Source organism: Haloplanus litoreus, assembly GCF_045690335.1.
Classification (GTDB): domain Archaea; phylum Halobacteriota; class Halobacteria; order Halobacteriales; family Haloferacaceae; genus Haloplanus; species Haloplanus litoreus.
This window is the reverse complement of the sequence record NZ_CP147874.1, coordinates 2,300,616-2,315,217: the sequence shown is the minus strand read 5'-3', so window position 1 is coordinate 2,315,217 and position 14,602 is coordinate 2,300,616. Positions and strand designations below refer to the sequence as shown.

General features: G+C 68.8%; 16 protein-coding genes. 6 read left to right on the top strand and 10 right to left on the bottom strand.

Annotated features, from left to right (window positions below):
* Positions 1-9: 9 nt before the first annotated feature.
* Complete coding sequence (locus tag V8686_RS12425; protein ID WP_379704596.1) at positions 10-327, bottom strand: hypothetical protein; 318 nt, start codon at positions 325-327, stop codon at positions 10-12.
* On the opposite strand from V8686_RS12425, the gene thyX reads away from it, so the two are divergent.
* The 4 genes from thyX to V8686_RS12405 all read left to right on the top strand — a co-directional run bounded on the left by thyX (position 326) and on the right by V8686_RS12405 (position 3,204).
* A complete protein-coding gene (thyX, locus tag V8686_RS12420; protein ID WP_379704594.1) occupies positions 326-1,069 on the top strand; it encodes an FAD-dependent thymidylate synthase in 744 nt (247 codons plus the stop codon). The genes V8686_RS12425 and thyX overlap by 2 nt on opposite strands.
* Before the next feature lie 61 nt (positions 1,070-1,130).
* The gene (locus V8686_RS12415; protein WP_379704592.1) at positions 1,131-1,340 is read left to right on the top strand and encodes a TRAM domain-containing protein; all 210 of its coding nucleotides are present in this window, start codon (positions 1,131-1,133) and stop codon (positions 1,338-1,340) included.
* Positions 1,341-1,378: 38 nt separating this feature from the next.
* Positions 1,379-2,401, top strand: coding sequence for a DHH family phosphoesterase (locus V8686_RS12410; protein WP_379704590.1), 1,023 nt, complete (start codon positions 1,379-1,381; stop codon positions 2,399-2,401).
* A gap of 62 nt (positions 2,402-2,463) precedes the next feature.
* Complete coding sequence (locus tag V8686_RS12405; RefSeq protein WP_379704588.1) at positions 2,464-3,204, top strand: MBL fold metallo-hydrolase; 741 nt, start codon at positions 2,464-2,466, stop codon at positions 3,202-3,204.
* Here the strand turns inward: V8686_RS12405 and V8686_RS12400 are convergent.
* The 5 genes from V8686_RS12400 to V8686_RS12380 all read right to left on the bottom strand — a co-directional run bounded on the left by V8686_RS12400 (position 3,201) and on the right by V8686_RS12380 (position 5,953).
* A complete protein-coding gene (locus V8686_RS12400; RefSeq protein ID WP_379704587.1) occupies positions 3,201-3,476 on the bottom strand; it encodes a hypothetical protein in 276 nt (91 codons plus the stop codon). The two genes, V8686_RS12405 and V8686_RS12400, sit on opposite strands and share 4 nt — an antisense overlap.
* Positions 3,477-3,604: 128 nt before the next feature.
* Positions 3,605-3,799 (bottom strand): cold-shock protein, encoded by a 195-nt coding sequence (locus V8686_RS12395; RefSeq protein WP_379704585.1) that lies wholly within the window; start codon positions 3,797-3,799, stop codon positions 3,605-3,607.
* Positions 3,800-3,868: 69 nt separating this feature from the next.
* Positions 3,869-4,606: an isopentenyl phosphate kinase gene (locus V8686_RS12390; RefSeq protein ID WP_379704583.1), complete on the bottom strand. Its 738-nt coding sequence runs from the start codon at positions 4,604-4,606 to the stop codon at positions 3,869-3,871.
* The gene (gene mvk, locus V8686_RS12385) at positions 4,603-5,610 is read right to left on the bottom strand and encodes a mevalonate kinase (RefSeq protein ID WP_379704581.1); all 1,008 of its coding nucleotides are present in this window, start codon (positions 5,608-5,610) and stop codon (positions 4,603-4,605) included. The genes V8686_RS12390 and mvk overlap by 4 nt, the downstream gene beginning before the upstream one ends.
* A 43-nt stretch (positions 5,611-5,653) precedes the next feature.
* A complete protein-coding gene (locus V8686_RS12380; protein ID WP_379704579.1) occupies positions 5,654-5,953 on the bottom strand; it encodes a hypothetical protein in 300 nt (99 codons plus the stop codon).
* Between the two features lie 86 nt (positions 5,954-6,039).
* Here V8686_RS12380 and V8686_RS12375 point away from each other — a divergent pair, with 86 nt between their 5' ends.
* The gene (locus V8686_RS12375) at positions 6,040-8,778 is read left to right on the top strand and encodes an ATP-dependent helicase (protein WP_379704577.1); all 2,739 of its coding nucleotides are present in this window, start codon (positions 6,040-6,042) and stop codon (positions 8,776-8,778) included.
* A gap of 282 nt (positions 8,779-9,060) precedes the next feature.
* Here V8686_RS12375 and V8686_RS12370 read toward each other — a convergent pair whose 3' ends face one another.
* Genes V8686_RS12370 through V8686_RS12360 form a run of 3 tightly spaced genes read right to left on the bottom strand, consistent with a single transcriptional unit; the run spans position 9,061 to position 12,971 of the window.
* On the bottom strand, positions 9,061-11,739 hold the full coding sequence (locus V8686_RS12370) for an AAA domain-containing protein (RefSeq protein ID WP_379704575.1): 2,679 nt from the start codon (positions 11,737-11,739) through the stop codon (positions 9,061-9,063).
* A gap of 45 nt (positions 11,740-11,784) precedes the next feature.
* Positions 11,785-12,483 (bottom strand): hypothetical protein, encoded by a 699-nt coding sequence (locus V8686_RS12365; RefSeq protein WP_379704573.1) that lies wholly within the window; start codon positions 12,481-12,483, stop codon positions 11,785-11,787.
* Entirely contained in the window at positions 12,480-12,971 is a 492-nt protein-coding gene (locus V8686_RS12360) for a hypothetical protein (RefSeq protein ID WP_379704571.1), read from the bottom strand. The genes V8686_RS12365 and V8686_RS12360 overlap by 4 nt, the downstream gene beginning before the upstream one ends.
* Before the next feature lie 95 nt (positions 12,972-13,066).
* Here V8686_RS12360 and V8686_RS12355 point away from each other — a divergent pair, with 95 nt between their 5' ends.
* Positions 13,067-13,618 (top strand): hypothetical protein, encoded by a 552-nt coding sequence (locus tag V8686_RS12355; protein ID WP_379704569.1) that lies wholly within the window; start codon positions 13,067-13,069, stop codon positions 13,616-13,618.
* On the opposite strand, the gene V8686_RS12350 is transcribed toward V8686_RS12355, so the two are convergent.
* Entirely contained in the window at positions 13,619-14,587 is a 969-nt protein-coding gene (locus tag V8686_RS12350; RefSeq protein ID WP_379704567.1) for a transcription initiation factor IIB, read from the bottom strand.
* Positions 14,588-14,602 lie beyond the last annotated feature (15 nt).

The following is a 14,602-nucleotide window of genomic DNA, read 5'->3' as shown; positions in this document are numbered from 1 at the left end:
TCATCGTTGTTAGCAGTCCAGTTCGCAGTCGGAGGACGTGCTGTAGATCCAGTAGGCGTCCGCGCCCGGCGGCGTCAGAGTCGGCTGCTCCACGGAGAGTTTGGGGTCGTCCTCGTGGTCGAACGTTTCGACGAACGTCCACTCGCCGTCCGGGTCGGCGATGCCGACGCGGTACTGCCACACGTCGAGACGGCGGTCGTCGACGCGGATGGCGTACGAGTCGGGGATGGCGTCGCTTCGCTCCGGCCGCGGCTCTGGGGTCGGTCCCCGCGGCCCGCCCGGAGACTCCCGATGGTTAAAGTAGCCCGCCGCCCCCGTCGAACGCATGGACGTCCAACTGCTCGAAGCGACGCCGGACCCGGAACGGGTGATCTGTTCCGCGGCGCGAAACGACTACCTCTCCGAGTTCGTCGGCGACATCTCGTTCGCGGAGGCGATGGAGAGCATCGAGGGGGAGACGGAGGCGGAGAAACGGGAGACGCTGATCGGTCACCTGCTGGATCACGGCCACTTCGGTCCGTTCGAACATCCGCAGGCGACCTTCGCGATCAAGGGCGTCAGCCGGTCGTGTATGGCCCAGATCACGCGCCATCGGCACGTGAGTTTCGACATCCAGAGCATGCGCTACGTCTCCTTCGACGACGTGGATCCTGCGGCGGTCGAGGAGGGCGCGATGGTGGTGACGCCGCCGTCGGCGATCGATCCCGACTGGATCGGTCGCAACCAGTCCAGCGGAGCCGTCGACGAGGAGACGGTCGCCGAACGCGAACGCGTCTTCCGCGAGACAGTTCGGGACTCCGTCGAGTCCTACCAGGAACTCCTCGATCTGGGGATGCCGCCGGAGGACGCCCGCTTCGTTCTCCCCATCGGCACCGAGGTCAACATCGTCATGTCGCTGAACGCCCGCATGCTGATGCACGTCGCGGACATGCGCGCCGCCGCCGACAGCCAGTGGGAGATTCGGGAGATGACCGAGTCGATACTCGACCTGGCCGCCGACTGGTGCCCCCTCACCTTCGAACACTACGAGGAACACATGAAGGGCCGGAAGAACCGCCTCGCGCCCTGAACTGGGCCCTCGACGTGTCGTCACCACGACTTATTTCCGTCTTCGTGTGGTACTCGGTCACATGGCAGATCGACCCGTCACGGCCGGCGATACCTACGTGGTCGCCATCGAGGAACTGGGCGACGAGGGCGACGGCGTCGGATACGTCGACGAGTTCGCCGTCCTCGTCGACGACGCGTCGCTCGGCGAGACGGTGCGCGTCGAAATCACCGACGTCGGGACGAACTTCGCGCGCGCCGAGGTCGTCGACGCCGAGTTCGGCTTCACGTGACGGGAACCGACTTACGAACGGAGCGCGAAGTCGGATCGATGAGCCAGGCCCGAACGCTGTACGATTTGCTCGGGGACGCGGATTCGCTCGCCATCGTCTGTCACAACAACCCCGATCCGGACTGTCTGTCGAGCGCGCTGGCGCTCGGTCGAATCGCCGCTGCCGCGGGCGTCGACGAGCGGCGCATCCTCTACAGCGGACGGATCTCCCACCAGCAGAATCGGGCGTTCGTCAACTTGCTCGACCTGGACCTCCAGCCGTTCGATCCGGAGGTCGTCCATGACCGTCCCGACGGCGCGTTACTGGCCTTCGTCGATCACGCGATTCCGGGTGCGAACAACGAGGTGCCGCCCGGAACGCCCGTCGACGTGGTGATCGACCATCATCCCGCGGAGGGGATCGACGCCCGGTTCGTCGACCACCGCGAGGCGGTCGGCGCGACGGCGACAATCCTCGCGGAGTACGTCGCCGAACTCGACGTCGAGGTGGACGCGACGCTCGCGACGGCGCTGACGTTCGCGATCAGACGCGAGACGCTCGGCTTCCTGCGCGGCGCAACTCCCGCGGAGTACGAGGCGGTCGCGAGCCTCCACGACCGGACGGACCGCGACCTGTTGCGGCGGCTGTCGACCCCGTCGGTCAGCGGGGAGACGGTCGACGCCATCGCCGACGCCATTCGCAACCGCGTGGTCCGGGGCGGGACGCTGCTCACACACGTCGGTCGCACGAACGAACGCGACGCTCTCCCGCAGGCCGCGGACTACCTCGCCACGCTGGAAGGCGTCGAGACGGCCGTCGTCTTCGGCATCGTCGACGACGCCATCCACCTCAGCGGCCGGTCGACCGATCCGCGGATCAACCTCGGCGACGCGCTGGGTGACGCGTTCGACGACGTGGGCAGTGCCGGCGGTCACCGCGAGATGGCCGGGGGCCAGATCCCGCTCGGCATCTTCGCGGACTACACGACCGACGACGCGACCCTCGTCGACATCGTCAATCGGCTCGTCAGCAACCGCGTCTTCGCCGCCCTCGGCCTCGACGACGGGGGCGACGAGGACTGACGGTCGCCCGCGGATCGGTCCCCGTCGAAGTGACTTTCCGACCGGCCGACCCACGGCCGGGCATGGACCTCACCTTCCTCGGCACCGGGAGCGCGATGCCACTCCCCGACCGTGCCCAGACGGGCCTGCTGCTCGAACGTGGGGATCGATCCCTCCTCGTCGACTGCGGGGCCGGCGTCCTCCACCGCCTCGCCGCCACCGACGTGGGCTACGAGGGCGTCTCGACCGTCCTCCTGACACACCGCCACCTGGACCACGCCTCCGACCTCTTGGCGCTCCTGAAGGCCCGCTGGCTGGCCGGCGAGGAGTACCTGGAAGTCGTCGGCCCGCGCGGGACGAAGTCGCTCGTCGACGACTTGCTCGCCGCGTTCGACTACCTCGATGGCCGGGTCGACCTCCGGGTGCGCGAGGTGGGCGCTCACGAGTTCTCTGTCGCCGGATTCGACGTGCGCGCTCACGAGACGCGCCACTCGGTCGAGGGCCTGGCCTACCGGTTCGCGGGCGAGTCCGGCGACCTGACGATCAGCAGCGACACCGAGGCGTTCGAGGGACTGGCCGCTTTCGCCGACGGCTCCGATATCTTCGTCCACGACTGCTCGTTCCCCGACGACGTGGACGTGTCGAACCACCCGACGCCGACGTCACTCGGCGCCGCCCTCGCCGGCCACGACTACGGCCGAGTCTACCTGACCCACCTCTACCCCCACACCGAGGGGCGTCACGAGGAGATGCTCTCGGCGGTCGAACGGCGCTTCGACGGCGACGTGCGCTTCGCCCGCGACGGGTTACGGATCGAGTGCTAGATGACGTCGTCGGGGTCGTGTTCCGCGGCCATTCGTTCGGCCTCGGCGGCGTAGACGTCGACCTGATCCTCGTCGACCGTCCCCAGGTCGTTCGGTGACGCCTCGACGGCCGCCGTCGTGTCGCGTACGTCCGAGAACGAGGTGAGTGCACGTTCCTTCCGGAAGTATCGCTCGCCGTCCGGTGTGGCGTAGGTGAGGATGATGACGTTCTGTTCGTCGTCCGAGTACGTTCGCTCTACGAGCCAGACCCGCACGGTGTCGTCGGTGGTCACGACTGACTCGACGGCGTGAAGACTCAAAAGGTACCCTCCCGAGCCGAGCACCACCGCTCCGGATCGGAGTACCACAAAAATGGAAGCGTCGTCGACCGCCGCCTCGAGGCGACGGGCCGAAGTCGGTGTTAGTTGCGAACGACGTTGGTCGCGCGCGGACCCTTCGGTGAGTCCTCAATCTCGAAATCGAGTTCCTGCCCCTCTTCGAGGTCCGGACCGCCAACGTCCTCCATGTGGAAGAAAACGTCGTCGTCAGCATCCTCAGTCTCGATGAAACCGTAGCCGCCAGTGTCGTTGAAGAAATCAACCTTTCCGTTTGCCATTGCAAACAAACGTACAGCTTCTCCGGGGATAACCCTTGTGAGGGTCGTGGTACCACGACCGTTCCCCGTTCAGTCGATACGGGTCCCGGGTTCCCCGCCGTCGAGGAACGTCGGGAGGTCGGCAGCGCCGAAGACGTAGGCCGGCGCGTCCAGGTCGAGGAGGGTTCGCACCTTCCCGGCCATGCCGCCGGTGACGTCGGTGGCGTCGCTGCCGCCGAGGGCGTCGGCAACGTCGTCGAACCTCTCGATTCGGTCGATTACGTCGCCCTCGGCGTCGTAGACGCCGTCGACGGTCGAACACAGACCGACCCGGTCGGCGTCCAGAGCCGTCGCGAAGCGTGCGACCAACTCGTCGCCCGAGATAATCGTCGTTCCCTTCCCCTCGTGGGCGACCACGTCGCCATGAGAGACGGGGACGAATCCCTCGTCGAGCATGGTGCACACCGTGGTCAGCGAGAAGTCGAGGCTCGCCTCGCCGTCGCGAGCGCCCGCGGAGAGCGGATGAACGGGGAGCGCCGGCACGTTCCGGTCGTGCAGGCGCGAGAGGACGAAGCGATTGAGCGTCGTCATCGACCCGTGGATTTCGAGGGCGGCGCCCGCATCGGTCGTTCCCTCCGTCACGCTGACGCCGTATTTCTCGGCGTAGTGGTGGCCGAAGCTTCCGGCCCCGTGGACGAGCGCGAGGTCAGTCCCGACGTCGGCGTCGGCGACGGCGTCCGCCGCGGCCGAGAGGGCGGCGTCGTCCAGCGTCTCTCGGCGGTCCTTGTCCGTGATGAGGCTCCCCCCGAGTTTGAGAACGGTGGTCATTCCACCCTCCGGACGCCGTCGGTCGCCAGTTCGGCGCGGAACGCCTCCTCGCATCCCGGCGTGAACTGGAGCGCCGTCAGCGTCTCCGGCGTCGGATCGAGGGCGACGATGCAGCCGCCGCCACCGGCCCCGGTGAGTTTCGCGCCGTGTGCGCCGGCTTCGCGGGCCGCCCACACCATACTGTCGAGGGAGCGCGAGGAGACGCCGAGGGACTCCAGCAGGCCGTGATTGAAGTTCATCAGCCGGCCGAGTTCCGCGAGCCGATCCCCCGCGCCCGCGTCCGCCACGGGGTCGAGAATCCGCTCGCCCGTCCGCACCAGGTCGCCGATGGTCGCGACGGTGTCGGCGGCGAAGTCGTACTCCTCTTTCAGCGCGCGGACGCCGGCGACGAGTTCGCCCGTATCGCCCGCACCGCCGTCGAAGCCGACGACGAAGGGGAGGTTCGGCGCCTCGATGTCTCGGCAGTCGTCGCCCTCGACGCGGACGGCGCCGCCAACGGCAGAACAGAAGGTGTCCGCCCGCGACGCCTGGCCTTCCTGCACCGCGGCCTCCGCGCGGTAGGCGCGGTCCGCGAGTTCCCGTGGCGACAACTTCCGGCCGAGTTCGCGCGTCGCCGCGTCGATGCCCGCCACTGTCACCGCAGCCGAGGACCCCAGTCCCGCCCCGAGGGGGATGGAACTCTCTACGGTTATATCGAAGCCAGCGTCGGGAGCGCCGGCCGCGTCGCGGGCCTGTTCGACCGCCGCGTCGATGTAGCCCATCGCCGCCTCCACCAGCGGCGCCGGCACGTCGACGTCCGGCCGGCCGCCGGTCGACCCCGCGTACTCGACGGTGAACCCGTCGAGACTGAGGTCCGACGCCTCCACGCGGACGTGGTCGTCGTCCCGGATCTCGACCGTCACCGTCGCTCGCCGTTCGATGGCACAGGGCACGGCGGGTTCACCGTAGACGACGGCGTGTTCGCCGAAGAGATACACTTTGCCCGGCGCACTCGATACCGTCATACGCACTCATACGGGCCGGCCGTCGCTTAAGCGGTCCGGATGGTCACTCCTCGTCGAGGTCGGAGAGGTCCTCGAGTTCGTCGAGGTCCTCGTACTCGCCCCCGCCGAGGAGTTTCGCCGCGGCGAACGCGACGACGCCGAGGACGGCGAGGACCAAGAGGAGCTTTCCGGCCTTGCGTCCGGGGCAGCCACAGCCGCTGGAGTCGTCGTCGCTGTCGCCGCCGGCAGATTCGCCGGCGTCCGTGTCGGCGCTCGGAGCTTCGTCGCCGAGCGTCGCGGGACCGATCTGAATCGAGCCGTCGCCGAGGTTGAGTTCTAGGAGAGTGAGTTTCTTGTCTGCCATACTGAGTGTAGCGCCACCCCGAACTTAGCGGTTGTGTCTGCGCCCCGGACACAACCCACTTGGTCGTCCGCACCAAGAGGTAGCCGATGGACCGGCCGGAGGAGGAGGCCGTCGAACGGCTGGCCGCGGAAGCCGTCGACACCGACGTCCTCGAACTGCTCGACCCCACCGTGCGCGACTGGTGGATCGACCAGTTCGGCGAGTTCGTCCCCGAGAACGGCGGCTTCTTCACGCCGCCACAGCGCGAAGCCATCCCCCTCGTCCACGCCGGAGAGAACGCCCTCGTCTGCGCACCCACGGGGAGCGGGAAGACCCTCGCTTCGTTCATCGGGATCATCAACGAACTGTTCCGCCGGGAACGGGCCGACGGCCTAGAGAACGCAGTCTACTGTCTCTACGTCTCGCCGCTGAAGGCACTCGCCAACGACGTCCACCGGAATCTGGCGGACCCGCTCGACGGGATCCGGGAGCGACTGGAAGCCCGCGGCGAATCGACGGCGGTGCGACAGGCCACCCGTCACGGCGACACCGACGACGCCGAGCGCCGTCGGATGCTTGCGGAGACACCCCACATCCTCAATACGACGCCGGAGACGCTGGCCATCCTGCTCAACTCGCCGAAGTTCAGGGAGAAACTCCGATCGGTGGAGTACGTCGTCGTCGACGAGATTCACGCCCTGGCGGCGAACAAGCGTGGAACCCACCTCTCGGTGTCGCTGGAACGACTGGAGAGCCTCGCCGACGGCTCGCCGACACGCATCGGCTGTTCGGCGACGGTCGAACCGCTGGAGACGATGGCGGACTTCCTCGTCGGACGCGAGTCACCGGGTGGTGAGGCCCGTGACTGCGACGTCGTCGACGCCCGCTTCGCCCGCGAGTTCGACCTAGCCGTCGACTGCCCGGTCGACGACCTGGTCGAGACGCCGGGGGCGGTGGTCCGCGAGCGCTTCTACGACCGGCTTCACGACCTGATCGATACCCACACCAACACGCTGGTCTTTACGAACACCCGGTCCGGCGCCGAGCGTGTCCTGCAGGCGCTCCGCGAACGACACGGGTACGACGAGTCGAACTCCGGCTGTCACCACGGGAGTCTCTCGGCCGACCGGAGGCAGGCGGTGGAGTCGGCGCTCAAACGCGGTGACCTCGACGTCGTGACTACCTCGACCAGCCTCGAACTCGGCATCGACATGCCACACGTCGACCTGGTGGTGCAGGTTGGGTCACCGAAGTCCGTCGCGGCCCTCCTCCAGCGGGTGGGTCGGGCCGGCCACCAGGTCGGCCAGGTCGTCGAGGGCCGGGTGGTCGCGCTGGACCGGGACGACCTGGTCGAGTGCGCCGTGATGGTCCGCAAGGCCGAGTCTGGCTTCGTCGACCGGGTGTTCGTCCCCGAGAACGCCTACGACGTGGCCGCCCAGCACGTCTACGGCATGGCGATCAATCGCGTCCGCCCCGAGTCGGAGGTGCGAGCGATCCTCCGGCGGGCCTACCCCTACCGGAACTTCGGCGACGACGACTTCGAGACGCTGTGTCGCTACCTCACCGCCGACTACGAGGGGCTGGAAGAGCGCAACGTGTACGCGAAAGTCTGGCGCGACGCCAACGACCCGCCGGACGGCGAGCACCACCACCCCCAGTTCGACGTGGGCGAGCGTCTGATCGGCAAGCGTGGCCGCCTCGCCCGGATGATCTACCTGACGAACGTCGGCACCATCCCCGATTCGTTCTCCTGTGACGTGTTCGTCCGTAGCGGCGACGAGTGGGTCGGTCAACTCGACGAGGGCTACCTCGACACGCTGGATGCCGGAGACGTGTTCGTCATCGGCGGCGAGCGCTTCGAGTTCCGCTACCGCCGGGGGTCGAAAGTGTACGTCGACCGAACGAGCGCGCGCCCGACGGTGCCCTCGTGGTACTCCGAGCGCCTGCCGCTCTCGACCGACCTCGCGAGCGAACTCCTCGCCTTCCAGCGTGACCTACTCGACCGTCTGGCGGCCGGCGGGCCGCCCGCGCTCCGCGTCTGGCTTCGCGACGATTCCCTCTCTGAACGAGCGGTGCGGGCGCTGACCCGCCTGTACGACAGGCAAATCGCCTTCGCCGGCCCGGAGAGCGTCTCGACGCCGACACGCGTCGCCGTCGAGGAGGAACGCGACCGGGAGGAGTACCGCCGCCGGTACTACGTCCACACCGTCTACGGCCGGCGGTTCAACGACGGCCTCTCGCGCTTGCTGGCCTCGAAATGTGCGAACGAGACGACGGCGAGCGTCACCGTCGCCGTCGCCGACAACGGGTTCGTCCTCTCGATGCCGCTGAACCGCCGCATCGACGTCTCGGGCCTCCTGCGCGGTCTCGACCCCGACGCGGTTCGCGAGGACCTCCGGGCGGCGCTTCGTGGCACCGACCTCCGTAAGCGGTACTTCCGCATCGACGCCACGCGCTCGCTCATGATCCTGAAGCGCTACAAGGGGACGGAGAAGTCGGCGGCGCGCCAGCAAGTCGAGAGCGAGACGCTGCTGTCGCTGGCCGACGGCCTCGACGACTTCGCGGTGATCGAGGAGACGGACCGTGAACTCCTCGAGGACAAACTCCACGTCGACGCCATCGAGGGGTTCGTCGAGCGACTCCGCGACGGGGACGTCGAGGTGGTCGAACGGACCGTCGAGACGCCGTCGCCGCGGGCGTTCGGCCTCGCGACGCTCGCGGCCACCGACACCGTCCTCGCCGAGAACGAGGACGCCGTACTTCGGGAGTTTCACGAACGGGTGCTGGACGAAATCGAAGGGGAGGGCGAGTCTGCGGACGAGGACACCGGATCGACGTCGTCGTGAGCGTTTCTCGCGACGCCCTGGAGACGACGGCGGCTGCCACGGCGGCCGTCGGCTGCTGTGACCACCCACCGCGCGCTCGGCGAACACCACCTTCGGGTTCGCTTCGGGGACCGAGAACCGCTCCGAGGCGAGTTCCAGCACTGCGGGCGCGAAGGCGTGGGGACGCTCGAACGACTGTCCCCCCGAACGTCGGCACTTAGCCGCGGGGACCGTCGACCGAGCGGCGCAGTGTGAGGGCCGGATGTTCGCTGACTCCTACCGCGACGTGGCCCGTCGTCCCGCCTACCGCCGCGCCCAGTCCAGCATCCGGGCGTAGAAGGGCTCCGAGCCGAGGGCGTCGGCGTCACCGACGAGGACGAGCGCCTTCTTCGCCCGCGTCAGCGCGACGTTGACCCGGCGGGTGTCCTCGAAGATGGGACCGTCCAGAGCCTCGGTGGCGACGAAGGAGACGACGACCACCTCGGCGCTCGACCCCTGAAAGCGGTCGACGGTGTCGACGGCGACGTCCACGCGCCGGGAGATCTCGGCCACCTGCGCGCGGAAGGGGGCGATCACGACGACGTCGTCGGGGTCGACGCCGGCGTCGAGGTACTCCTCGACCACTTCGGCCACCCGGTCGGCCTCGATGGAGTTGGCGTTGCCCTCGCGGTGACCGTCGGGGTCCACGAAGCGGACGCCCCGTCGGAGGTCCGGGTCGAGCGTCCCATCATCGACGCCGGGCAAGTCGCCGAGCGACCCGCCCGCCACCTCGGGGGTGGCGGGGCGGAGCGCGCCGTCGTAGAACTCCGTGGAGGCGAAAGCCTGGATGCGCTGACTCATGCGGTACTGTCTGTCGAGCATGACCGCCGCGTCGGGATGTTCGTCGTGGAGGCGTTCGAACAATGACGTGGCGAGTCGTTCGTCGCCGGACTGGACGACCGGCGGCAGCTGCTGGTGGTCGCCGACGAGGACGAACCGGTCCGCGAGGTTGACGGCCGCGAGCGTCCCCGGTTCCGTCAACTGTGACGCCTCGTCGACGACGGCCACGTCGAAGTCCTGCTCGCGCAGCTCCCGGGACCCACAGGTGGCGGTGGTGGCGGCGACGACGGGCGCGGTTCGGAGCGCGGCGGCCCGGTCGTTCGGCTCACCCCGCCGGTCGAGGCGCACGTCCAGCATGTCCTCCCGGACGCCCGTCGTCGTCCCGATGCGAGCCACGTCCTCGAAGCCCTGATCCCTGAGGGCTTCGAGGGCGTTGTCGACGGCGCGGTTCGTGAAGGCCGAGAGGAGGACACGGTCGCCCCGGTCGACCAGCGCCCGGACGAGGCGGGCGATGGTGTAGGTCTTGCCCGTCCCCGGCGGCCCGTGGACGAGCGCGAAGTCCTCGGCGCCGAGGGACTGCTGGACGGCGGCGTTCTGGGCGTCGTTGTTGTCGACGAACGTCTCCGTCACCTCGTCGAAAGTCGGCTCTCGGCGGCCGAACAGCACGTCCTTGCGCTCCGGATCACCCTTCAAGAGCGCGTCGTGGAGCGCGGTCAACTGCCGGGAGACGGAAATTTCGGAGGGGTAGACGTCGAGACGCCGCAGGTCGAGCGGTTCGTCCACGGCGACGACGGCCTCGTCGCCGAGCGACCGGATACGGCCGAGTTCCGCGTCGCCGTGGATCGGATCGCCCGCACTGGCGAGTGCCACGTCGCCCTCACGGAGTTTGGAGACGGCGCCGTCCGGGACGCGCGCCCGGAGTTCCCAGTCGCCGTCGGGGAGCTGTCGGCGGCCGAGCGGTTCGAGGTCGATCAGCGCCCGGTCGGCGTCGGCGCGCTCCGCGGCGGTTTGCTCCCACAGTTTTCGGTACTCCGCGTGGACCGCGCGGCGTTCGTCCTCGATGGCGCGGTAGACGTTCTCGAAGTACTCGCGTTCCTCGGCGGGGATGGCGGTGCCGACCTGACCGGCCTTCGACTCCTGGTCGAGGCGGCCGGAGACGACCATACAGGTGTCCTGCTCGAAACACCACTCGCATTTCGCGTCGGCCTCGTAGCCCGTGGGGACGCGGCGCTCGGCCTCGGCGGCCGCGATTTCGTTACGTGTGCGGACGACGAACTCCAGCAAGCCGCGCCCGACGGAGAACTCCTTGGCCGGCGAGAGGTCGCCGCTGGCCTCGCTCCTGTCCAGGGCGGCGTTCTTGGTGTACAGCAGGGTCCCCGTGTTCGGCGGATCGCCCGACTCGCCGAGGAGGAGGGCGTAGGTCGCCGCCTGGATCTTGTCGTGGAAGCGCGGGTCCCGCTTCGTGTTCTTGCCGGTCTTCAGTTCGACCGGCATCCCACGGCGGAGAGCGTCGGCGCGCCCCTTGATGCCGAAGGTGGGGCTGATGAGCGTGTACTCGGAGCGCCACTCGTCCTCGTCCGTGAGCGTGCCCTGCGCCAGCCACCCCTCGATGGCGGCGGCGTTCCGCCGCACCTCGTCGCGCACCTCCTCGGCCTCCCGGCCCAGCAAGCCGAGTTCAAGGCCCGCGGCCTCGACGTGGTCGGCGACGGCCTCGTCCAGATCCCGCCCTCGCAACAGGTCGCCGAACACCTCGTGGACGATGGTCCCTTTGACCACGGGGTAGGCGAGCGGGACGCCCGAGAGTTTGTTCAGGTAGTACATCCGCGGACACTGCACCCACGACCGCACGTCGGTCACGTCGACGAGGAAGTCGGGTTCGAGAACGACGTAGGAGTCGCCGGTCGTGGCGTAGCCACCGGACTCACGCTCCTCGGCGTCGGTGACGAGGAGGTCCATTCCCTCGGCTGCGTGGTCGGCGGTGTGGGTCCACTTCCCCCACAGCGTGACCGTCACCGACCGGTCGACGGCACCCGAACGCGCCGTCTGCCGACCGCCGCCGACGTCGTCGGGACGGACCGTCGTCTCGACCAGTTCGCGCTCGCCGTACTGCGTCGAGACGGTCCGCACCTCGCCCACGTCCAGGATCGTCCCGCGAAGGTTCACGCCCGAGGGTGGGTGGTCGGCGGCGAAAAACCCTGTGGGTGTGTCTCACTCGTCCTCGCGGACGTCGCGGAGACGGTCCACCGCCTCGTCGTCCTCGTCTGCGACCGGCACCACCGTCCGGCGCGGTGGCGACCCGACCGGGCCGTCGTCCGCGGGCGCGGACGTGGGTCGCACGTCCGTCGACCCACAGAGTGGGCAGCCTTCGTCCGGGTCGTCGACCGTCGTCCCGCACACCGAACACGCGACCCCCCCGGTCCGGGCGTCGTCGGCGTCTTCGACGCCTGCCGCGTCGCCCCCGCCTTCGGCCGCCTCGGTCCCCGTCGGCGGTTCGGCGTCCGCGACGGCCACGCGGTCCGCTCGGTCCGGTCGCGCGTCTCCCGCCACGGACTCCGGGGACGTTTCCGCCCCCGATTCGGCGTCCGGGATGGACACTCCGTCGGGCGCGCTCCCGGCGTCGGCACCGTCTTCGGCGTCAGGAATCTCGACGCGCCCTCGCTCGTCACGCTCCGTCCCGTCGCCCGGATGCGACCGGTCCGCGTCCGCCGGCGGCGACGGCTCCAGATCGGCCGGCGTCTCCAGCGGTCGGTCGTCCCGGTGGACGACGGTCGGGACGGTTCCCTCGACCGTCGAAGGCGCCGCGGCCGTCCGCTCCGACGTTCGGTCCTCGCTCGCGTCGTCCGACGCGTCCCCGGTCCCGAAAAACGAACCCAGCCAGGACCGCAGTCCGTCGAGGAGTCCCGTCATCGGTACTGCTTGAACAGGAGCGCCTTCACGTCGTCTTTGGTCCGAACCTGCTCCGTCGTCCCGTCGGGCAGTTCCACCTCGTACCGTTCGTCACCGCCCGACTCGCCCCACTTGTCGTCGTGGGTGTCCAGCAGGCTCATCATCTCGTTCAACATGGCGTCGTCGCCGCCGGACGACGCGTCGCCGTCGGCGGCGTCGCCCCCCTCGCCGGCGACGACGCGGGCCGTCGCCCCCTCGCCGTCGGTGTCCGCGGACGACGCAGCCGCCCCGTCCGGCGCCGCGTCCGAGGCTCCCCCCGCGGTCGCCGTCTGAGTTCCCGACGCGTCGGCGGGGTCGGCGTCCTCGTCCTCCTCGTACCGGTCGAGCAGGTACTCGACGGCGTCGCGGGGCCGGACGTGACCGTACTTGCCGACCACGTCGCGCGCGATGTCCTCCTGAAGTGCGCGCAGACGCTCTTCCTGTTCGGGCGTGATCTCGATTTCGGGCATTGGTCGAGGTTGCGTCCCGTGACCTATGAATGTGGGCGTCTCGCGGGTCGGGAGCGACCGATACACTCACCTGAATCGCTCGCCAACGGCGACGTATGCGGGTTAGAGATTGGGAGGACATCCTCGACGACGTGAGCGAGGGAACCGCGGACCCGGACGGTTGGCGCGCCATCGCCGGGCAACGTCGGGACGGCGTCGGCGAAGACCTCTATCTCGGCCACCCCGGCGTCGGCGTCTACCACCTGAAGACCTACGCGAAAAATCCCTACGACGTGCGCGGCGTCGGCGCGAAAGTCGCCAGAAAGATCGACGGCGACATCGACCCCCACCTGCCGACCGAGGACCGCTCCCGGCGCTTCGCGGTCCAGTCGGCTCCGGCGGACGAAGCGGAGGCCGAATCGAAAGCCCGGCGGCTTGCGGAGACGGTCAAGGTCCACGCGGAGGCCCCGACGTCACCCGACGACTTCTTCGAGGACGTGATGGAGGCCATCGACAGTCCGGCCTACGGGCCGATGTCGTTCGACCTGTCGGACCGGCCGGACGATCTGGACGCGCTCTCGGAGACGTTCGACGAGGCGGAGGAACTTCTCGATGCGGAGTTGGAGGACCTCGTCGAACGCGACGGCGTGGACCGGGGATTCCAGTGACTACGCGTCCGCTGCGCCCTTGGCTTCGAGGAGTTCCTTGTACCGGTTGCGGATGGTGACCTCGCTGATGTTGGCCACCTCACTCACCTCGCTCTGGGTCACCGTCTCGTTGGTGAGGAGGGCGGCGGCGTAGACGGCGGCGGCCGCGAGGCCGACCGGGCTCTTGCCGCTGTGGACGCCGCGTTCGCGCGACGAGCGAAGGAGTTCGCGAGCCTGTCGACTCGACTCCTCCGAGAGACCGAGTTCGGAGGCGAAGCGAGGGACGTACTGCTCGGGGTCGGCCGGTTTGACCTCGAGTTTGAGTTCGCGGACGACGTACCGGTACGTCCGCGTCAGTTCCATCTTGTCGACGCGGGAGACGGTGGCGATTTCGTCGAGCGAGCGTGGGGTGCCGGCCTGGCGAGCGGCGGCGTAGAGCGCCGCCGTCGCGACGCCCTCGATGGAGCGGCCGGGGAGCAGGTCGTCGGCGAGGGCGCGTCGGTAGATGACGCTGGCCGTCTCCCGGACGTTCTCGGGGAGGCCGAGCGCCGAGGCCATGCGGTCGATTTCGCCGAGGGCCTGCTTGAGGTTGCGCTCCTTGGAGTCACGGGTGCGGAAGCGCTCGTTCCAGGTGCGCAGCCGCTGCATCTTCTCCCGCTGGCGCGAGGAGAGGGATCGGCCGTAGGCGTCCTTGTTCTGCCAGCCGATGTTCGTCGACAGTCCCTTGTCGTGCATCATCTGGGTCGTCGGCGCGCCGACCCGGGACTTGGAGTCGCGCTCGCTCGAGTTGAACGCGCGCCACTCGGGACCGTGGTCGATCCCGTCTTCTTCCACTACCAGCCCACAGTCGGCACACACCGTCTCGCCGTGTTCCTCGTCGGTGACGAGGTTGCCGCTGCACTCCGGACAGTTGGGCGTCGTCCGCTCGTCGGTTCGTTCCTGTTCTTTCTCGGACGCTTTCGTGGTACTGTATGTTGTGGTTTCGCTCATTGTGGCTGTCGGATA